The organism is Citrobacter braakii, from assembly GCF_009648935.1.
GTDB lineage: Bacteria > Pseudomonadota > Gammaproteobacteria > Enterobacterales > Enterobacteriaceae > Citrobacter > Citrobacter braakii.
Map to the genome: position 1 here is coordinate 3,145,435 of NZ_CP045771.1, position 21,173 is coordinate 3,166,607.

Consider the following 21,173-nt stretch of genomic DNA (forward strand, 5'->3'; position numbering starts at 1 on the left):
CCTTTCTCCTGGCTACCGGGAGTGTTAAATACTCAGTGAACGGTTTCGTTAACCCAAAGGGTATTTTCAGCGACCCATTGGGTCAATGCATCAAGACGTTCGTGTATTTCCCGGCTGGACTCCGCTTGAACAATAGCACTCACGATCTCGCCATTTGTTAATTTCATCGCGTCATATTGGCGGCCGACGACACCTGTTGCCCGATATTTAACCACAAAAGGCAATGGACATTTTTCCGCAATAGAGAGGAGCGTGCCCTGTGCAGGCGGCACATTTAATTGGCCAACCCGTAAAACGGGTTGTCTTTGCGATAAATCCTGCGGATAGATTTCGCATAAACTGGCTTTAAGCCAGGTCATTCGAGGATCAAGACCAAAAGCGGCCCCTAATTCTTCATTGACAAAGCAGCCACCTAATCGGCAAGCAAGCTCGCCAAAAATAATGTTGTTATCTTTATCAACAAAAACTTCAAGGTGAAGCAATGCGTTTTCTTCCGTTGGAAAAACCTCTTCAGCAAGATATTTGGTGTAGGCAATCAGTTTACGATGCAGCGGCGTGTCATCTTCCATAACCAGACCTAATGTTTTCCCGGATAGAAAATCCAGGCAGGAGACGGTTGCACGAGATGCAGAAACAAATATCGCCTTTCCTTTTAAATACAACGCATTAATTTGATAAGCTTCGCCTTCGATAAATTTTTCAATGAGCAGATTGTGATACTCTGGCGGCTTAACCTGCGCCAGATATTTATAAAGCTGGCCTTCATTTTTAAGAACCACCACGCCCTGTGATCCACGCCCGTCATTAGGTTTGATGACGCAGGGATATCCCTGTTCGGCAATGAATCGCGCCATCGCAGTCGCACTGTCGACGCGTGCCATAGCAGGAACCGGTAACTGATGAGACTGAACAAGCGATTTCATCATAAATTTATCACGGAAGAACATGGCCTTTTTTTCACGGTCGTGTGTCAAACCCAGACGATCGCTGATTCGCGCGGCCCTCAGAACATCGATTTCGGCGAGGTAAAAGATACCCGTTGCTTTATTGTCCTGGGCGTAGTGGTAAATATCCATTTCCACGAAGGGATTATCATTAAAGTTTTCATAAAAAAGGAAAGAAAAACCTGCCCCCATATGATCAAGAATATTATCGATCTGGCTTGCGCACGTTGCAATCAGAACCGGGGCCACTGATTGCAATGACTGCCACTCTTCACGTGAGTGCTGAAAAATAATTTTTGGTGGACACAGCAAGATATTCATTGTTTTTCTCATTCAATATCAAATGTAATGACAAATACATCCCGATAACCTTTTCCTGGCAACAAAGGAACCACTGCCGCGGTATAATGCTGATAATTCACATCATTGAATATTACTGCATCGCCCGCATGCAGTTTGAACGTAGAGGCATCATTGCCCCCATCATGATTAGGAATAAGCGTGGTTTCTCCACCAGTCACATTCTCAATTTCGCTGCAATAGATTGCAATGTACTTAAAACCATCTTTATGAATACCCTCTGGAGCGGGATATCCAGGCCTTCGGTCATCTGTCGTTATTCTTATTTGATGAATGCCAATATTGTAAGTCGTGTCTGGAAGCAATGGCAAAAGCTTACGAAACACCAGATTCATCACTTCTTCAGCAACGTCTTGTTTTATTTCTGGGTATTTTCTTGCAATACCGCCAGCGTAATTGTTCAGTTTTTCCGCTTGAAAAAACTCACCCACTGCGCACAGATCAAAATACTTTTCACGTCCGGCCCTGGCCTGCATGTAACTTCTGAACCGAAAAATACCATCTTCAGCCTTAAGCCATGGATCGGGTAGTAATTCATCAAAACTATTTTTGACTTTCGCTGAAGTCTTCCCCAGTCGAATATGATGATAGGCGTGCATAGATAACGTCCTTAATACGGTAGTTTGAGCAGTCTACTTATAAGATATGAAATGCATATCCAACAATAAATAATATTGCAGACTCTTTTATACTGATAATCTATGGGCAAAAGTAAGGAGGCAGGCTCCTTACTTTTTAAATCACTCTACTTGCTTTTTTTACGTAACTCCGTCACTGGCACGCCACCAATTCCCCAGTTATCAGTCTCCACTTCATCAATGACCACGATGGTTGTGCTGGGGTTTTTATTCAGGACATCAACCAATAGTTGTGTCACTCCCTCCATTAATTTTTTCTTTTGCTGATCGGTAGCACCTTCATTAGTAATTTTAATATTTACGTAGGGCATATGAACTCCTTTTATTAGATAATTTTTGACATTGCACCAAGATAAACAAGTGCAAAGAGATTAAACGATAGAACATAACCGTAGTGCATTTTAAAGCTGGTGTTACTGGGTGATACATTCAGACTGTTTGCGGCGAAAATAGCATTGATCGATACGGGAGAAATAAGCTGAGTTGCAATAAATAAGCAAATCCACATCTGATAATCAACCATCCCCCCCGTAAGATAATCAGAAAATATCGACCATGCGATACTAAAGATAATCAGTGGATGGATACCTAATAAACCAAAAAGCGGTACGATGAACAAAATAATCGCGTAGATCTGCAACGTTGTCAGCCCGCCAACATAAGCAGTGATACCCTCAGGTACATGGGAAAAAAGCAGCCAACAAACTGAGGTCAACACACTACAGCTTAAAAGCAACAATACCTCACCGGATATATTCTGTGCTGATTCAGTTAATTGCTCAGCCCAGGGTTTATCCTTTTTAACCAGATGATCGACAACAAAGAGCACGACTGCTGTAAAGGCAATACTTTGCAGTGAATTAAGATTCAGTACCGTTAATGAAAAAATGAATACTCCCCAGAACAGACCTACACATAGCAGGATATACCGCATCCCATCACGGCTGGGTGTCACCGTCTCGTTTTCAGCGATTACCGTCACTTTTGCGCTTTGGTTGAACAAGATACTGAATAAAAAGAGAGGGATACCCACCAGCATCGCCTTAAGATGCGGTACGTCAGGCATTGCCGCCCAAACGGCAGCAGCGCCGATGGTGGTTGGCATCAGTACCATCGTAATGCATACGGTGCGCGTAATAATCTTTGCCAGATTGAATCTTGGCCCAATAACTGACTTGAGGCCATCGAGCAGCAATGATATTGCCCCCAGACTCATTGGCCATGTTAAGAACGCCGTCAATAGCGTAACCCCAAAAGTCATGTTCGATGTTTTTCTACGCGAAAAATATCCTCCCAGAACAGCTGTAAAATTAAGAGAGGCCATGACTTGTCGTAATAAGGCAATACCAACAAGCAGTAAAATCACATCAAAATATCGCGAAAAAATTGCAGGGAGCACAATGCCTTTCAGGTTGTTTGTAGCAAGAAGAAACATCATCGAGCAGAGAAAAATAATCACACCACTTCTGGCGGATGATTTTTTTGACCAGAAAGCAAATGTCGATGCGAAGTAGAGCACGGCGGTAACTCCCGCAATAGCCGACATCGCCGCATGTTTATCCGTCAACGCACAAGCGAACAGAAATACCAGCAATGATGTTATCGCTAACGCAGGTTGCAATGATTGCCACGCCTTGCCACGGGCCTGGATTTGCTCAGTCTGCATTTATCGCTACCTCTGGCTGAGCCTGCCGCACCATCATTTGATGATACATATCTGCGACACAACGGCCTGCATCAACCAGGAATCTTGAATTAACCAGCGGACGTGGCAGGACGTAGGTGTAAAAATTCGCGCCTTCCGCAGGATTGCCCAGCACCCAAAAAGCCGTCTGCGCTTCCCCCATGCGATTAATAGGATGCTGGCATTGATCGATATCCAGCCCACCCGGGTGATACCCCTCATTCATAAATGGACGAACAATACCATTGGCTGTCATATTTCTGATTAACGGTGAAGCGTCATGTAGTGGCGAAAAACTGGCAATTTTCGCCTTGATTAAAACATCAGCCTGAATCTCAGTACTCTCTTCTTTAAAAGGTGAGTGAACTTCGAATTTTCCTTCGCAGTCGTTCAATACTAACCTTGAATCTTTACCACCGGCCAGACTCACCACATTCGCTTCCATTAATGCTAATAGTTGTTCATTTCTTAACTTCGGCGGGCCAACGGCAATGCGGTTAAAAATAGGATTAAAATGCTCAAGGAAATACTGATGTGACCGCGATTCAAGCCCTGAATTATCAATCGCTTCTCGTAAAATATCCCTGACATCACGAATAATGTCTGTCGCCGCTTTGATCGGGCCATGGACATTGCCCTCCTCAGACTCCTGGAGATCTTTACGCAGGAAATACATAAACCATTGAGTATAATCCTTTAAACTCAGATGTTCCTGCGATTGATGTGGATAAAGCACACTGTCAATTACCGCGATGTCTTCAGCGCTCGGTTCATAAGAGCCAGCATCTAACCACTGCCCATTTAGGGTTGAACGATAGGCATAACACATTTCTTTATGCAGTAAGGGGAAAACTTGTTCAAGAAAATCGATTTTTGAAGATCCTTTCTCAAACACATTTTTCAACCGCAATTCTCTGATAGCCATTGCCGTTAAGAAGCGTGGGGAGTACTGCCCAGAAACGCCTTTTTGATTCGCGCCGCGACTGCTAAAAGGTAGAGCCTTACGTGAATAGATAAAAATACCCGGTTCTTTTCCGGAAGGATGATAGCGAAGCTCACCCTCTTCCCGGCTAAATTTTCCACCCCTGCCGATAGTGAGTTGCGAAATGACATCATAGGCAGTCAGACCAATACCCTGAACAATCACATTTGATTCCGCTGTTATTTTATTCAAATTATTTATTGGATAAGGAGTCGAATAGTAGTCCAGGCGTTCATTTTTCTTATAATTATTGGCAATAAATCGTTCAACAAGATGATCGTCAAACGTTTTGGCGTTGTCGCTGTGACCAGTGGTTAAATAGACGTAATCGGCCACCACACGCTGACTGTCTTCCAAGACAATAATAGACTTCGCATCGTCCTGAATCAGAATGTTGTTGGCCTGCTGATTTATCTGTGTAACCGAGATATTGTCAGGCAAACTTTTGATAATTTCGTGATAAAACCAATTTAAGTATTCACCTAATAATCGACGAGGTAAATAATCGTTGGCGTCAATTGGTTTGCCAGCCACGTCTTTTAAATAACGGTCATCAACATTTTTATAGCCCTGCTCATTAGCCCACTGATGAAAACATGGCCCTGAACGGAAAGATCCGGCATTTTTTACCGTCGCATCACCAAATAATGTTATCTGGCAAGCAACGGTGTTAACCAATAAATGGTCGGGCTGCGATAAACTGTGCGCACCTACACCCATCGCATTTTTATCAACGATAACAATATTAATATGTTCATTCTGTTTACGTTGTGCATGCTGAGCACAAATCCTTTCCAGAATACTAAGCCCCCGAGGCCCCATTCCTATAATAGCAACGGTTGTCTTTCTCATTCTTTGCTCCAACTTTGAGAGTATTTAACTTTGCTGTGTTGAACATAGCTAATCCCTGCTGCGATAAATAACGCACAAGCGCCAGATAATATTGAAATAGTCATCCCGTTTTTATTGTTCTGAAACGCACTCACGATTAATGGCCCGGCAATTTGCCCAATGCCATATGTTAACGTCACCAGACCCAGAAGATTAATTTTCTGTGGTGCAGAAATCTTTTTCGCGAGTGGCATAACGAGAGAACTGGTTCCCATGAAAGTTGCACCAAAGCCAATACAACTCAAGGTCAATAAAAGCGGGGAATGGATAAACGAGGCCATCACAACGCAGCTCGCCTGCACAATTAAGTTAACACTCAGGCAGGACAATATGCTCCACTTGCGTGCAGCCCATAACCAACCATAGCATCCTGGGATAACGGCAAGGCCAACAATAGACCAGATATGGTTGGCCAGAAATTCATTACCCACTCCCCGGGCCATTAAAGGGAGATAAGTAGCTACAATGATATAACCGAAGCCTGCCAGTCCATATAACAATGCTAAATTCCACCACTGGATGTTCGGCTCGGATGACGAAGCTTTTTTCTGAGGAGGTAGAACGTGTTTATTTGCAGGCAGCAAGATAATCAGCGCGATGAAGAGTACAGCTGAAATGATTGACGCGCCGATCCATAGTAGCTTTGAATTTAATGCATATGCGATACCGGCTATAACATATTCATTGCCTATAAAAATACCCACCCCGACGCCGGCAAACAAAGAAGCAATGACAAACGGATTATGGGTATGCTGTAGCATAAGCATCGACCCGAATATCATCATGCCTGCGCTGGCAACACCGGCGATAAATCGAATAACAATTACTATATCAGGGTGCGTGACTACTGCCATCGCAAAAATAAGCAGGCCGGTGACTAATGCAGCACAAATTAACATCGTTTTGATATTCTTCAGGCCACCAAAAATACCAAACGAGAACAGGAGGCTGCCAACCAGGTATCCGGCGTAATTCGCGCTTGCGATTAACGATAATTGCGAAAAATTAAAAATGCCTTCATGCAACATGACCGGCAGCATCGGAGTATATAAAAACCGACCAATTCCCATCCCCAGCGTTAAAACAATCATACCGAAGACAGCCGTGCTCAACTGGCGATGGCCAATAACATTGTGATCAAGATCCATTTTTCAGGCTCAATATGTCAATCAGATTTGATTGTTATGTTACATAAAGAAATGATAATAAAAAGTTAATAAAAATGACGAAAACCTTCACTTTGAGTGACAGACACGATGAACAGTACCTCATTAAATTTGTTTAAAACCGTCGCGGAAACCGGCTCTATCACCGCAGCAGCCCGTAATCTGCACTGCGTTTCTTCAAACGTCACGACGCGGCTCAAGCAACTGGAGTCCAGCCTGGATGTTTCGTTGTTTGTTCGCGAGAAGAATCGTCTTCACATCACCCCTGAAGGTGAACTGCTTCTGCGTTACGCTAACAAAATCCTCGCGCTTTTAGACGAAGCCGAGTTGTCTATGCAGGGAACGAAAGTGGCTGGCCCTCTGCGCATTGGCGCAATGGAAACCACTGCCGCCGTCCGACTTCCTGCTTTGCTGGCAAACTTCCACCGTGAAATGCCCTCCGTAGAATTAAACTTAAAAACGTCACCGACAGATGTGTTAGTTCGTCAGATCCAGAATAGTGAACTTGAAATTGCCTTCGTCGCTGACCACAAGGCGTTGCACGTAGACAATTCAAGGCTACAAACGCAGGTGCTGTGTCAGGAAACCCTGGTTCTGGTTACGGCCGCAGAGCATGGTGATGTCGTGACGGGAGCCGATCTGGAGGTAACAAGGCCGCTCGTCTTTGTGAAAGGATGTAATTATCGTTCCCGGCTTGGGCAATGGTTACGGCTACAAAATGTCGATTATGACGACCCGCTGGAGTTTGGTTCTTTTCAGGCAATACTTGGTTGCGTAAGTGCCGGAATGGGCATTGCATTATTGCCTGAGAGCGTCGTCAAACAGTATGAAACGAGCTTCCCCATACGGTGCCACTCTATTACTCCTCACATTGGTAATGTCAATACTATGATGATATGGCTTAAAAATCGTGAGGTTAGCCGGGTATTGAATTGCTTTGTTTCCTTTGTTTCATCCCACTGAGGTATTCCACAACCATATTGTGCCGTTAGGGCTTTTGGGCTGGTAAATACTCTATATGGATCTATTATCGATGCAGGCTTTCAGTTTCAGGATTGACTAATGCAATTTAATAGAGTTGCTGAAGATTTCTTTCCTGGGATTGGTCAAGAAATTTGACCACTGTTTTGTAGTAAGAACGGCATCTGCTCTCTGATTCGTTCGTTGCCAGTCTGCCATTGGCACAAAGTGGACCCTGAGGAATGAGTTCTATCCTCGTGGTTCACTAAGTGCAGCAAGTTCTACTCGAATCCTGCTACCCATTTGTCCAACATATCAGCCCATTCCTGCATCATCACTTTACGCTCATCAAGATAAGTTGCATGGTTGTATGTGCGACGAACATTGTTGATGTCAGCATGAGCAAGTTGAGCTTCAATAGCATCAGGTCGATAGCCCATTTCGATTAAACGCGTACTTCCTGTAGTTCTGGTAGCATGGGGGCTATAAATGCCACTCCAGCCTAGGATTTAAGTAGCTGGCGCAGCGAGTGCGATGTCATTGGGCCTAGCGGATTATCTCTGCCCGGGAAAAGGTTCTGCCGATGCCCGGTTAATCCCTGTAGTGTTCTGAGCATGTTGACAGCTTGGAAGGGCAGGGGAATAACGTGTTCTCTTCGTGCTTTCATCCGTGCTGCTGGAATAGTCCACAGGGCGTTATCAAGATCGAATTCTGTCCATTCTGCTTCGGTGGCTTCCGCAGGACGCGCTAATGTCCACCACATAAGCCACATGCAGTAGTTAACCTGGTACGAGCCACGACTATTGTCAAAACAGTTTAATAACTTTCCGATTCGCTGAGGATTCAGTGCTTGTTTGTGCTGTGTCTTATTGGTCGGAAGGGCCTTGCGCACAGGCCAGACAGGATCACTATCAGCTCTAAGTGTCGCTACTGCCAACTCGAAAACTGATGAAATGGTGCGGCGGGCTTCAGCGGCAACGGTCGGAGCGCCGCGCTTAGCCGTTTTCTGAAGAATTTTAAGAATGTGGTGCGGGGTGATTTCCCTGATAGGAAGTTTGCCGATGGCGGGGAAAACTACACGCTCAAGCATATCAAGGCGGCGAGTTTTGGTGATTTCGGCCCAGTCTTTCATCTGCAACCACTCTTTGGCGATCAGCTCAAAGGTGTTAGATGCGTCATTGACCTTACGGATCTTATCTAACTGATGAGCCTGTGTCGGGCTAATTCCATTTGCGACTTGCTTACGCGCTTGCTCGCATTTCTCGCGAGCTTCGGCAAGTTTGACCGTCGGGTACTCACCCAGCGCAAACATGCTGGATTTACCGTTGAGTTTAAACCGATAGCGCCATGCCTTTTTACCATTGGGTTTCACTTCGAGGTAGAGACCATTGAAATCATTAAGTCGATAGAGTTTTTCTTTCGGCTTGGCAGTGCGGCATTCGTATCAGTGAACCTAACGGGGCCTTGTTTGTTTATTATACCGTTATCGTACCCACTAAAAATGAAGATGGCAGAATGTTGTGCTCATCCACGTACTCATTTTTGACTGTCTCGTTACGAGACAGATGCATACTCTCTGAAATGAAAAATCCACGCAACTGCGTGGATTTTATAGGGTTTTGCCGTTGTTATGAGATTCAGTGAAACCTCATGAGACAGCAGATTTTATTTAGACGTTGAACAGGAAGTTCATCACATCGCCATCTTTAACGATGTAATCTTTACCTTCTGCACGCATCTTACCGGCTTCTTTCGCGCCTTGTTCACCTTTATAGGTGATGAAATCTTCAAACGCGATGGTTTGTGCGCGGATAAAGCCTTTCTCGAAGTCAGTATGAATTTTACCCGCCGCCTGCGGAGCCGTTGCGCCAACAGGAATGGTCCATGCACGAACTTCTTTCACGCCAGCGGTGAAGTAGGTCTGCAGGTTCAGCAGTTCGTAACCAGCGCGGATTACGCGGTTCAGACCTGGCTCTTCCAGACCCATTTCAGCCATGAATTCTTCACGGTCAGCATCATCGAGTTCTGCGATGTCAGCTTCAACGGCAGCGCAAACTGCAACCACCACGGAGCCTTCAGCTGCGGCGATTTCACGCACTTTATCGAGGTATGGGTTGTTTTCAAAACCGTCTTCGTTGACGTTGGCGATATACATGGTTGGCTTCAGCGTCAGGAAGCTCAGGTATTTGATAGCCGCTTTGTCTTCATCAGTCAGCGTTTTCAACGCACGCAGCATGCCAGCGTTTTCCAGTTGTGGCAGGCATTTTTCCAGTGCAGCCAGTTCCGCTTTAGCGTCTTTATCGCCGCCTTTGGCCTTCTTCTGTACGCGATGGATAGCGCGCTCACAGGTATCCAGGTCAGACAGCGCCAGTTCGGTATTGATAACCTCAATGTCGTCAGCCGGATCCACTTTGTTATTAACGTGGATGATGTTGTCGTTTTCAAAGCAGCGAACCACGTGGCCGATAGCTTCGGTTTCACGGATGTTCGTCAGGAACTGGTTACCCAGACCTTCGCCTTTGGACGCGCCTTTTACCAGACCGGCAATATCGACGAATTCCATCGTTGTTGGCAGGATACGCTGCGGTTTGACGATTTCGGCCAACTGATCCAGACGCGGATCGGGCATCGGGACAACACCTGTGTTCGGCTCGATAGTACAGAACGGGAAGTTTGCCGCTTCAATACCCGCTTTTGTGAGCGCGTTGAACAGGGTGGATTTGCCTACGTTTGGCAAACCGACGATACCGCATTTGAATCCCATGTTTAAATCACCTTAATCTTTTGATATTCAACCTGTTATGGAAAACAGATTGTAGAAAAGTAAATAACTCTGCCTATTATACACAGCACGCGAGAAAAATGCCGCACATCGCTGCTTATTGCGCTTTAAAGGTGTGTAACCGGCTCGTTGCCTTGGTCAGACCATCTTTGAATAAAATCTCGGTACAACGTGCCGCTTCGTCAATTGCTTCATCAATTAACTTCTGTTCTGAAACAGGCGGTTTGCCTAAAACAAATCCGACAACTTTGTTTTTATCACCCGGATGACCAATTCCCACGCGTAAACGATGAAAGTTGGGGTTATTGCCCAACTTGCTGATGATGTCTTTCAGGCCATTATGTCCGCCATGACCGCCACCGAGCTTAAATTTTGCCACGCCAGGCGGCAGGTCTAATTCGTCGTGCGCGACCAAAATTTCATCGGGGTTGATACGATAAAAACTGGCCATCGCACCCACGGCCTTGCCGCTGAGATTCATAAATGTAGTCGGTACCAGCAAACGGACATCTTCCCCTTCGAGCGTTACTCTGGAGGTGTAGCCGAAGAATTTCGGCTCATCACGCAGGGGCGCGCGTAATCTCTCTGCCAGTAAATCGACATACCATGCGCCTGCGTTGTGTCGCGTTGCCGCATACTCTGCGCCGGGGTTCGCCAGGCCGACAATCAATTTAATCGTCACGTGTTTTGTCCTGAGTGTTTCCATAAACGACGTGTAGTTTACTGTCTGATGCTGCTCTTGACAAAAAACTGCGTTCTAATCGCCAAAAACTGAATAATTGCACAAATGGACTATTAGAAATTGAGTGTGTTCAGTAGCTTATTTGTAAAGTTTTGTTGCGCGAGTGTTTGTAATTGTGATCGCTCCCGCACTTGCGAACGGCAGTGTTGTCTATACTTTACACATAAGGATTAGGGGTATTCCCTGTAGCAACCCAAAGTTCCGGAGGTGACACATGAAACGCAAAAACGCTTCGTTACTCGGTAACGTGCTCATGGCTTTAGGGTTGGTGGTGATGGTGGGGGGTGTTGGTTACTCTATTTTAAACCAATTGCCGCAATTTAATCTGCCACAGTTTTTCGCACATGGTGCCGTGCTCAGTATTTTTGTAGGTGGTGTTCTGTGGTTGGCGGGAGCCAGAGTGGGCGGGCACGAGCAAATCAGTGACCGTTACTGGTGGGTACGCCATTATGACAAACGCTGTCGTCGCGGTGATACCACTCATCGTCATAACTAAATCGTTTCCCGGCAGAGAGGGCTGCGGTTTGAATACAAAGTCCTGGTTGAAAAACCAGGACTCTGCTTGTTCATTATCCTTGCATAGAACGCACTTTTATATTCGCTACGGAATATAAGAAACGTTATTCGAATAACCGATAATGTAACGTTTTAACCGCTCTATCCGCGTCTTCAGTGGGCAACAGGAAACACAGGTTGTCATTTGACGCGCCGTGGCAAATCATTCGCACCGTATGCCCTTCAAGCCAGGCAAAAACGTCTTTGCAAACCCCCGCCGCCTGAGTCAGCCGATTCCCCACCAAAGTCACCAATGCCAGTCCGGTTTCCACTTCCACACGACAGTGGGAGGATAATGCGGTAAACAATGCGCTGGTCAGTATATGATCTTCACCTGAGGTAGCGTGAGTTGCGTCCAGCGCCAGCGCAATACTGTTCTCTGAGGTTGTAACCAAATCCACCGTGACCGCGTGGCGAGCTAAAATGGCGAAGGACTGCGCCAGGAAAGAACCGGACGGTTGTGTCTCCAGACTATGTAATCGCAACAGCGTCTGTTTACGGCGCACGGCAAGCGCACGATAGCGAGGTGGGTTGTCGGTGGTGTTATGCACCAGCGTACCACCGGCAGCCGTATCCTTACTTGAGCCAACAAAGACCGGAATGCTTTTACGCATTGCCGGAAGCAGCGTAGCCGGGTGGAGGACCTTCGCACCAAAGGCGGCCATATCGCTGGCCTCGGAAAATGAGATGTGGTCAATCCGTTTGGCCCGCGGCGCAATGCGCGGATCGGTGGTGTAGATCCCTGCGACATCGGTCCAGATGTCCACGCGTGCGGCGTGAAGCGCCTCACCGAGAAGCGTCGCCGTGTAATCACTACCACCGCGTCCCAGCGTAGTGGTATGCCCTGCGGCATCCCGGCCGATAAACCCCTGGGTCACCATAATCGCTTGCTCAAGACGAGGGCGCAGGTGAGTCTCCACCAGGTGGTGCAACGAACTGAGTTCGGGTTCGGCGCAGCCGAAACTGGAGTTGGTACGCATCACGCTGCGGGCGTCAAACCACCCGGCCTCGGCATGCCGTTCACGTAAGACTTCAGTAAACAGTAAAGAGGACATCAGCTCGCCGTGACTGACCAATTCATCGCTTAGCGCATCAGACGGTGAAACGGTCGCCGTTTGTGCAAGATGGCGGATGTTGTTGAGAAGATTATCGATTTCCGTGCTGATAACGGACGGCTGGTTCAGGCGGGAAATAATGTTGTATTGGATGGCGCGTAAGGTCTCAAGCTTATCTAATTGTTGATGCGTTTCCAGACCTTCAGAAAGCTCGACCAGTAAGTTTGTAACGCCTGCTGAAGCAGACAGTACGACTAAACGGACATCTTGATCAGCAAGGACAATGCTGGCGCTTCGGTTCATCGCATCAAAATCAGCGACGCTGGTGCCGCCAAATTTGGCAACGACGGATGGTGGATAAATGCGAGTCATAACAATCTCATATCAGGGCGCCATAAAAGTATGGCTAGAAAATTTTCATTCTCGGCATAAGGGGAAACGGTGTTCGCCTTACGAAATGTCCGCCCGCGAACATTTCTGCTGACAACCCAGGGAATACCTGTTGTCGAAAACGCGTGTCGCCTGTACGCGTTACCGGGTGCTGCGCATTAATTTTATTTACATAGCCTGCAAATAAGCGCGCCATACTAAGTGATTTATATTTAGGGATCGACTTTTTTATTCGATTTATCGACAAATAAGTGAAAAATCATGTCGTAACAAGAAAACGCGTACATTATTAATGGTAAAAACGTGTAAAAAAATAATAAAAACATGAAAATTACATGGTTTTTATAACATCGTATGCGTTGCAATTGGCTACGGTAATTGTTAATTAAATAGATATATTTCTTTAGGATTTCGTAATGAAGGGTGGCTGTTACACTTTGAATTATAAAGAAAAAACACCCGCTAAATGTGTTGAAAAATAAATGATTGAGTCCAGGGCTAAAACAACATATATTAGCCGCGCTTTTTTACAGGTAACCCTTATAACCATTTATTCAATCAGGCGTTAATCTACACCTGGTTGTAGGAGTGATATGATGACGGATAAAGTCCGTATTGATACTTTAAGTGCTAATTCATTACCACAGAGCAATGATACCTTTTTAGCAAGACAGGCTGAGTTTGAATCTAATGTCCGCAGCTATCCACGTAAACTGCCATTAGCGATTGCCAAAGCACAGGGCGTCTGGATTACTGACGTAGAAAATAATCAATATCTTGATTGCCTGGCAGGTGCCGGAACCCTGGCGCTTGGTCATAATCATCCTGAAGTGCTGCAGAGCATTCAAAGTGTCATCACAAGCGGCTTACCGTTACATACGCTTGACCTTACCACACCGTTAAAAGATGAATTCTCATCGTATTTACTTTCTTTATTACCGGGCCAGGGCAAAGAGTATTGCCTGCAGTTCACCGGGCCGTCCGGTGCCGATGCCGTTGAAGCGGCGCTGAAGCTGGCGAAGAAAGTTACCGGCCGTTCCAGCATCATCAGCTTCTCCGGTGGCTACCACGGGATGACCCACGGCGCGCTGTCCGTGACCGGCAACCTGTCGCCGAAAGAAGCCGTCAGCAACATGATGGCGGAAGTGCAGTTTATGCCGTATCCGCACCAGTACCGTTGCCCGCTGGGTATCGGCGGCGACGCTGGCGTCAAAGCATTGACCTACTACTTCGAAAACCTGATCAACGACGTTGAGAGCGGCGTGCGTAAACCGGCTGCTGTGATCCTCGAAGCGGTGCAGGGCGAAGGCGGGGTAAACCCGGCTCCGATCGAGTGGCTGCAGCGTATTCGTAAAGTGACCCAAGAACACGGCATTCTGCTGATTATCGATGAAGTTCAGGCTGGCTTCGCGCGCACGGGTAAACTGTTCGCCTTCGAACACGCCGGTATTGAGCCGGATATCATCGTGATGTCCAAAGCGGTTGGCGGCGGTCTGCCACTGGCGGTACTGGGTATTAAAAAGCAGTTCGATGCGTGGGCTCCGGGCCATCACACTGGCACCTTCCGCGGCAACCAACTGGCGATGGCGACCGGTCTGACAACGCTGAAAATCCTCAAAGACGACAAGATTGCCGATAAAGTTGCTGCCCAGGGCGAGTGGCTGAAAGGCAAACTGACTGACCTGCAGAAACGTTACCCGGTTATCGGCCAGGTACGTGGTCTGGGCCTGATGATTGGTCTGGAAATCGTTAAGCCGAACGAAGCGCAGGATCACATGGGCTGCTACCCGGCCGATGGCGAGCTTTCCGCGCTGCTGCAGAAAAAATGTTTCGAAAACGGCCTGATTCTTGAGCGTGGCGGCCGTAACGGTTGCGTACTGCGTCTGCTGCCGTCTCTGTTGATCACCAACGCAGAGCTGGAGATTTTCCTCGATAAATTCGAAAATGCCCTGCTGGGCGCTGGCGTGAAGCCGGTTTAAACGGAGTTGGATCGAATGTCAGACGTAAATCCGATTCTGTCCGGCTCGGCACAAAGCATTGCTGCCTACCAGGACGCTATCGAGCAGAGTACGCAAGCGGTCGTTGAATGGTTGAAGCAACCTGAGATGTATCAGGGCAAAACCGTTGAGCAACTGCGCGAACGTATCAACCTGAATTTTACGTCTCAGGGCCTGGGCAACCAGGCCGCTATTGAGCGTGCGGTTGAATACTTTCTGAAAGACAGCTTGTTGGTTCACCATGCGCAGTGCGTGGCGCACCTGCACTGCCCGAGCCTGGTGATTAGCCAGGCGGCAGAAGTGCTGATCAACGCCACCAACCAGAGTATGGACTCCTGGGATCAGAGCCCGTCGGCGACCATCATTGAGATCAAACTGATCGAATGGTTGCGTGAGCAGGTGGGCTATGCGGCAGGCGACGCGGGCGTGTTCACTAGCGGTGGCACCCAGAGCAACCTGATGGGCCTGATGCTGGCGCGCGACGCCTTCTTTGCCCGCCAGGGGCATTCCATTCAGCAGAATGGTCTGACCGGCGACCTGAGCAAAATCAAAGTATTTTGCTCTGAAAGCGCGCACTTCTCTGTGCAGAAGAACATGGCGCTGATGGGGTTGGGTTACCGTTCCGTCACCCAGGTGAAGACCGATGCGTTCTCACGCATGGATCTGGCTGACCTGAAAGACAAGCTGGCCCAGGCGAAAGCCAACGGCGAACAGGTGATGGCGATTGTCGCCACTGCTGGTACTACCGATGCGGGTGCAATCGACCCGTTAGCGGACATTGCGGCGCTGGCGGCAGAACACCAGATCTGGATGCATGTGGATGCGGCATGGGGCGGGGCGTTACTGCTTTCTGAGCAGTATCGTCACTTCCTGAACGGCCTTGAACTGGCGGATTCCGTGACGCTGGACTTCCACAAACAGTTCTTCCAGACCATCAGCTGCGGCGCGTTCCTGCTGAAAGACGCGCGTCATTACGAGCTGATGCGTTACCAGGCGGCGTACCTGAACTCTGATTTTGATGAAGAGGCGGGCGTACCGAATCTGGTGTCGAAATCGCTGCAGACCACGCGCCGTTTTGACGCGCTGAAGCTGTGGATGGGGCTCGAAGCGCTGGGCAAAAAGCAGTATGCCGAAATCATTGATAACGGCGTAACGCTGGCGCGTGATGTGGCTGCGTTTGTGAAAACTCAGCCACACCTGGAACTGGTGATGGAGCCGCAGCTGGCAAGCGTGCTGTTCCGTTTCCGTCCGCACAGTGGCGACATGGCGTTCGTTGCGCTGTTGAACCAGCGTATTGGCGACGTTCTGCTGGCTTCTGGTAGCGCCAACGTTGGCGTGACCGAAGCAGATGGCGTAACCTGCCTGAAGCTGACGCTGCTGAACCCAACGGTGTGTCTGGAGGATGTCAAAGTCCTGCTGGCAAGCGTGAAAGCGACAGCTGAGCAACTGTTGAACGCGTAAGCAATAAGCTGATTATAAAAATGGCTCCCACACACGGGAGCCATTTTTTTGCCTGTCATTTGTAGTCTGGCGGCGCTTCGCCTGGCCGGGCTACACGTCAGCTGATATCTGCCAGCGCGGCGTCTTTATTCGGGAAGAACGTCAGGCGTCCGGCAATCGGCTGAATGCCCGCGCGCGCCATGGTACGTAACGGCTGGAATTCCAGATTACTGATCCGCAGTTCACACCCTTCCGGGAGGCGTTTTACAAAACGCTGGAAAGCGTCCAGACCACCGGCATCCAGTACCGGGACCGCGTCCCACTTTAAGACCACAATACGTTTACCTGCAATACGCGATTCGAGATCGGTAAATAATCCCTCCGCAGCGGCAAAGAAAAGTGGGCCAATAACGCGCAGCACCAGCACATCGTCAGGTACGTCTACGTTGACCGGCGCCAGACGCGTCATGCGCGCGATACGACGCATAAACAGCAGGGAGGCGAGAACGATACCGACGCTGATGGCGATCACCATGTCGAATAGCACCGTCAGCGACATACACATAAGCATGACGATGATGTCGTCTTTTGGCGCATGACGCAGCAGATCCACCACTTTATGCGCTTCACTCATGTTCCATGCCACCATTAGCAGCAGGGCGGCCATGGCGGAAAGCGGTAACCAGGAAAGCAGCGGCGCAAGCACCAGCAGGGCGAGGATCACCAGAATCGCGTGGATGACCGCTGAAATTGGTGAGGTCGCCCCGGCGCGGACGTTTGCCGCAGAACGGGCAATTGCCGCCGTGGCGGTGATACCACCGAAGAACGGTGCCACGATGTTACCCAGGCCCTGGCCAATCAGCTCACTGTTGGCTTTATGCTTGGTGCCGGTCATCCCATCGAGCACGACGGCGCACAGTAGAGATTCAATCGCCCCGAGCATCGCCATGGAGAAGGCGGCCGGTAACAGCGCCTGTAACGAACTCCAGCTCAGGGTAAAGTTTGACTCCGGCATGTCCCACGGTAATACCAGTTGCGGGAGCAACTGCGGGATACCGTTACCCTGCGAGCCATCAGCCAGAATGTAGTGGAACTGAGAACCGATGGTGGCGACATGGCCACCGGTCAGGTTCACAATCCCCATTACCGCACAGCCTGCCAGCAGCGCAGGAAGGTGGCCCGGTAGTCGGATCCCCAGACGAGGCCAGAAAATCAGGATCCCCAGCGTCACCACGCCAATTGCGGCATCGCCAACGTTGAGGGTTGGCAGAGCCATAAACAGTGCGCCGACCTTTTGCAGGTAGTGCTCCGGGACATGGGCCATTTGCAGACCGAGAAAATCTTTAATCTGCATGGTACCGATGGTGATACCAATACCCGATGTAAAACCTAACGTAACGGATACCGGAATATATTCGATCAGGCGACCAAAACGGGCGAGGCCGAAAAGGATCAGGAATATCCCGGACATTAGCGTTGCGACCAGCAGGCCTGCCAGCCCAAACTGTTGCGACACCGGATACAGAATCACCACGAAGGCGGCAGTTGGTCCAGATACGCTAAAACGTGAGCCACCGGTAAGGGCGATAACAATCCCAGCCACGGCTGAGGTATACAAGCCGTACTGCGGCGCAACGCCACTGCCTATTGCCAGGGCCATCGCCAGCGGAATGGCAATGATCCCAACGGTGATCCCGGCGATCAGGTCGCGGGTAAAGCGAGAAGCGGTATATTTTTCTTTCCAACAAGCGTCGATGAGGGCGCGGAAAGGCATCACATGTGAGGAAAATAATCTGTTCACAATAATGTTTCATCCATGAGCGCATCATCTGTCAACTAAATGGCAGGTGAAGGAGGCATAAGTCATACAAATAGATGTTGCAGATAAAAAAACCCGCCGCAGCGGGTTTTTGAGCCGGGCTCGATTAATGCTCGAACATAGCAGAGATGGATTCTTCGTTGCTGATACGACGAATCGCTTCGGCCAGCATACCCGACAGGGTCAATGTACGCACGTTTGGCAGTGCTTTGATTTCGTCAGTCAGTGGAATAGTGTCACAGACAACGACTTCATCAATCACTGAATTGCGCAGGTTGTTTGCCGCATTACCTGAGAAGATCGGGTGGGTAGCGTAAGCAAATACGCGTTTTGCACCACGTTCTTTCAGTGCTTCTGCTGCTTTACACAGCGTACCGCCAGTATCGATCATATCATCAACCAGCACGCAGTCACGACCTGCAACGTCACCAATAATATGCATCACCTGAGAAACGTTCGCGCGCGGGCGTCGTTTGTCGATGATAGCCATGTCGGTATCGTTCAGCAGTTTAGCGATAGCGCGGGCACGCACGACGCCACCGATGTCCGGAGAAACCACAATCGGGTTGTCCAGATTCAGCTGCAGCATGTCTTCTAACAGGATCGGGCTACCGAATACGTTATCAACCGGTACGTCAAAGAAGCCCTGGATCTGTTCAGCATGCAGGTCAACGGTGAGGACGCGGTCAACGCCAACGCTGGACAGGAAATCAGCGACGACTTTAGCAGTAATCGGTACACGAGCGGAACGTACGCGACGATCCTGACGTGCATAGCCGAAGTAAGGAATAACGGCGGTGATACGGCCTGCGGAAGCACGGCGCAGCGCATCAACCATAACGACCAATTCCATCAGGTTGTCGTTAGTAGGGGCACAAGTGGACTGGATGATGAAAATATCACCACCGCGTACATTTTCATTAATTTGTACGCTGACTTCGCCGTCGCTAAAGCGACCTACAGCGGCGTCGCCGAGTGAAGTGTACAGGCGGTTGGCAATACGTTGTGCTAGTTCCGGGGTGGCGTTACCAGCAAAAAGCTTCATATCAGGCACGAGAAGAACCTCAGGCATGCGTCCATTGGTGGAAAGAATCTGCCGAAAACTGTGCGGGCCAGGCAGTATCCTCTCCATGCGGTGTATTAAAGAGCGCGATGCAACGTCTGGAACAGGGTGACGTTGTCACCGCAACTCAGCTTGCCCGGCTTACTCGTCATCTTTCACGTTTCATGTGTGCTGGCATATTTCGCCATCTTCCTGAAACCCGAATGATTTAGAGTAACGCTCTGTGCAATGGGGAGAGGTTGACACCTTTCGCCACAAAGCCTTTGAGCCATTCCGGGGCTTGCTCAAGCACCTGGCGAGCACGAGACTCAGTGTCAAATTCAGCAAAGACACAAGCCCCTGTACCAGTCAGGCGCGACGGCGCGTATTCTAACAGCCAGGAAAGCGCCGCATCAACCTCGCGAAAACGTTTTCTTGCGATAACCTCGCAATCATTGCTGAATTCACATTTTAGTAACGTTTTTATTGACCTTTTTGGCGTGTTGCGCGGGAGGTCGGGATCTTTAAAAATCACCGGCGTAGGAATACTGACTCCCGGGTGGGCGACCAGATACCATTTTTCCTCTGGCTCGACCGGCGTCAGAATTTCACCTACGCCTTCGGCAAAGGCCGAATGGCCGCGCACGAATACGGGAACGTCCGCCCCCAGCGTTAAGCCGAGTCCTGCCAGTTCATCAACCGAAAGTCCGCACTGCCAAAGGTGATTCAGCGCCACCAGGACGGTAGCCGCATTCGACGAACCTCCGCCAAGACCGCCGCCCATCGGCAGGCGTTTTTCGATACTGATGTCGGCGCCGCTCCCTTTGGGAAGGCGATCGCTTTCAGACGCCGCCTTCATCAGCAAGCGCGCCGCACGGACAATGAGATTGTCTTCATGTGCAACGCCTTCCACCGGCGTTAACAGGCGGATTTCGCCGTCGCCACGCAGCGCAATACCTAACGTGTCGCCATAATCAAGAAACTGGAATAGCGTTTGCAAAGTGTGATAACCGTCCGCACGCTGCCCGGTGATGTATAAAAACAGATTCAGTTTTGCCGGAGAGGGCCAGTGGGTCATCATTTCACAATCCAGTTATCCATTTTCAGCTTAATACGCTGATCGCCGTCGGACAGTTCCATGTTTGCCGGCATCGCAGGCTTAATTTTGCTGTCGTAGGCGCTATAGACCACTTTCCAGTTTTTACCGTCTTTGCTGTAGTTCACTTCACTCAGACGATACTGATCGTCGAGTTTGTAATCGCTGGCGTCTCCCGGCAGGCCAAGGATCCACTGGCGCAGGCTATTCAATGGAATAGGCATGCCGGTCAGTTTACCAATCATCTCTTCGGCGTCGTCAGCGGTGTAGTGCTTGCCTTTGTTATCGACAAGTTCGACGTTGCCCGGCTGGGCATTGAGTTCCAGTTCAGTGCTGCCCAGGGGATTGGTCAGCAGGAGACGATAGCGATCCTGTCCGGTTTGTTGCCAGAAAAAGCGGGCATAGACTTTCTGTTGATCGGAAATATACGCAAACGCACCGCGCGTCTGATATTGGTTCAGGGCGCGTACTTCCTGCTGGTGCTGGCGCCACTGTGGAGAGTCAGGGCTTTTGCCGGGACCTTTCGGCGCGTTGAGCGTACAGGCGGTAAGAGCCAGGGCCGCCAACGGCAGCAGGCGAATCAGGCGAAAATCAGGCAGGGTCATAATGATGACAAATCCTTGAGATACG

General features: G+C 49.1%; 17 protein-coding genes and 1 pseudogene. 4 read left to right on the forward strand and 14 right to left on the reverse strand.

Going from position 1 to position 21,173, the window contains the following annotated elements:
• Positions 1-32: 32 nt before the first annotated feature.
• The 6 genes from GFC06_RS14685 to GFC06_RS14710 form a co-directional block, all read right to left on the reverse strand.
• Complete coding sequence (locus GFC06_RS14685; protein WP_016156403.1) at positions 33-1,265, reverse strand: ATP-grasp domain-containing protein; 1,233 nt, start codon at positions 1,263-1,265, stop codon at positions 33-35.
• A gap of 8 nt (positions 1,266-1,273) precedes the next feature.
• Complete coding sequence (locus GFC06_RS14690) at positions 1,274-1,903, reverse strand: 2OG-Fe dioxygenase family protein (protein ID WP_016156404.1); 630 nt, start codon at positions 1,901-1,903, stop codon at positions 1,274-1,276.
• 146 nt (positions 1,904-2,049) lie between these two features.
• On the reverse strand, positions 2,050-2,253 hold the full coding sequence (locus GFC06_RS14695) for a tautomerase family protein (protein WP_016152960.1): 204 nt from the start codon (positions 2,251-2,253) through the stop codon (positions 2,050-2,052).
• 14 nt (positions 2,254-2,267) lie between these two features.
• Positions 2,268-3,608: a hypothetical protein gene (locus tag GFC06_RS14700; protein ID WP_153690306.1), complete on the reverse strand. Its 1,341-nt coding sequence runs from the start codon at positions 3,606-3,608 to the stop codon at positions 2,268-2,270.
• Complete coding sequence (locus GFC06_RS14705; protein ID WP_153690307.1) at positions 3,598-5,460, reverse strand: FAD/NAD(P)-binding protein; 1,863 nt, start codon at positions 5,458-5,460, stop codon at positions 3,598-3,600. The genes GFC06_RS14700 and GFC06_RS14705 overlap by 11 nt, the downstream gene beginning before the upstream one ends.
• The gene (locus tag GFC06_RS14710) at positions 5,457-6,647 is read right to left on the reverse strand and encodes an MFS transporter (RefSeq protein WP_016156407.1); all 1,191 of its coding nucleotides are present in this window, start codon (positions 6,645-6,647) and stop codon (positions 5,457-5,459) included. The genes GFC06_RS14705 and GFC06_RS14710 overlap by 4 nt, the downstream gene beginning before the upstream one ends.
• Before the next feature lie 108 nt (positions 6,648-6,755).
• On the opposite strand from GFC06_RS14710, the gene GFC06_RS14715 reads away from it, so the two are divergent.
• Positions 6,756-7,628 (forward strand): LysR family transcriptional regulator, encoded by an 873-nt coding sequence (locus GFC06_RS14715; protein WP_047498027.1) that lies wholly within the window; start codon positions 6,756-6,758, stop codon positions 7,626-7,628.
• 278 nt (positions 7,629-7,906) lie between these two features.
• Here the strand turns inward: GFC06_RS14715 and GFC06_RS14720 are convergent.
• From GFC06_RS14720 to pth, 3 genes and pseudogenes are all read right to left on the reverse strand, one after another.
• Positions 7,907-9,066: pseudogene (locus GFC06_RS14720) on the reverse strand (tyrosine-type recombinase/integrase); the annotation flags it as partial.
• 228 nt (positions 9,067-9,294) lie between these two features.
• Complete coding sequence (gene ychF, locus GFC06_RS14725; RefSeq protein WP_016153303.1) at positions 9,295-10,389, reverse strand: redox-regulated ATPase YchF; 1,095 nt, start codon at positions 10,387-10,389, stop codon at positions 9,295-9,297.
• Between the two features lie 115 nt (positions 10,390-10,504).
• Complete coding sequence (gene pth / locus GFC06_RS14730; protein WP_016153302.1) at positions 10,505-11,089, reverse strand: aminoacyl-tRNA hydrolase; 585 nt, start codon at positions 11,087-11,089, stop codon at positions 10,505-10,507.
• Positions 11,090-11,363: 274 nt separating this feature from the next.
• On the opposite strand from pth, the gene ychH reads away from it, so the two are divergent.
• A complete protein-coding gene (ychH, locus tag GFC06_RS14735; protein WP_016153301.1) occupies positions 11,364-11,645 on the forward strand; it encodes a stress-induced protein YchH in 282 nt (93 codons plus the stop codon).
• Between the two features lie 124 nt (positions 11,646-11,769).
• Here ychH and lysC read toward each other — a convergent pair whose 3' ends face one another.
• Positions 11,770-13,131, reverse strand: a complete 1,362-nt coding sequence (gene lysC / locus GFC06_RS14740; protein WP_153690308.1) for a lysine-sensitive aspartokinase 3 — start codon at positions 13,129-13,131, stop codon at positions 11,770-11,772.
• Positions 13,132-13,742: 611 nt separating this feature from the next.
• On the opposite strand from lysC, the gene GFC06_RS14745 reads away from it, so the two are divergent.
• Both GFC06_RS14745 and GFC06_RS14750 read left to right on the forward strand, forming a co-directional pair.
• On the forward strand, positions 13,743-15,128 hold the full coding sequence (locus GFC06_RS14745) for a diaminobutyrate--2-oxoglutarate transaminase (RefSeq protein ID WP_019076946.1): 1,386 nt from the start codon (positions 13,743-13,745) through the stop codon (positions 15,126-15,128).
• A 15-nt stretch (positions 15,129-15,143) separates the two neighbouring features.
• Entirely contained in the window at positions 15,144-16,607 is a 1,464-nt protein-coding gene (locus GFC06_RS14750) for a pyridoxal phosphate-dependent decarboxylase family protein (protein WP_153690309.1), read from the forward strand.
• A 97-nt stretch (positions 16,608-16,704) separates the two neighbouring features.
• On the opposite strand, the gene dauA is transcribed toward GFC06_RS14750, so the two are convergent.
• The 4 genes from dauA to lolB form a co-directional block, all read right to left on the reverse strand.
• Complete coding sequence (gene dauA / locus GFC06_RS14755) at positions 16,705-18,387, reverse strand: C4-dicarboxylic acid transporter DauA (RefSeq protein ID WP_029139565.1); 1,683 nt, start codon at positions 18,385-18,387, stop codon at positions 16,705-16,707.
• Positions 18,388-18,511: 124 nt separating this feature from the next.
• The gene (gene prs / locus GFC06_RS14760) at positions 18,512-19,459 is read right to left on the reverse strand and encodes a ribose-phosphate diphosphokinase (RefSeq protein ID WP_001518537.1); all 948 of its coding nucleotides are present in this window, start codon (positions 19,457-19,459) and stop codon (positions 18,512-18,514) included.
• A 217-nt stretch (positions 19,460-19,676) separates the two neighbouring features.
• Entirely contained in the window at positions 19,677-20,528 is an 852-nt protein-coding gene (gene ispE, locus GFC06_RS14765; protein WP_049282209.1) for a 4-(cytidine 5'-diphospho)-2-C-methyl-D-erythritol kinase, read from the reverse strand.
• On the reverse strand, positions 20,525-21,148 hold the full coding sequence (gene lolB / locus GFC06_RS14770; RefSeq protein WP_047358971.1) for a lipoprotein insertase outer membrane protein LolB: 624 nt from the start codon (positions 21,146-21,148) through the stop codon (positions 20,525-20,527). Before lolB ends, ispE begins: the two co-directional genes overlap by 4 nt.
• Positions 21,149-21,173: the final 25 nt, after the last annotated feature.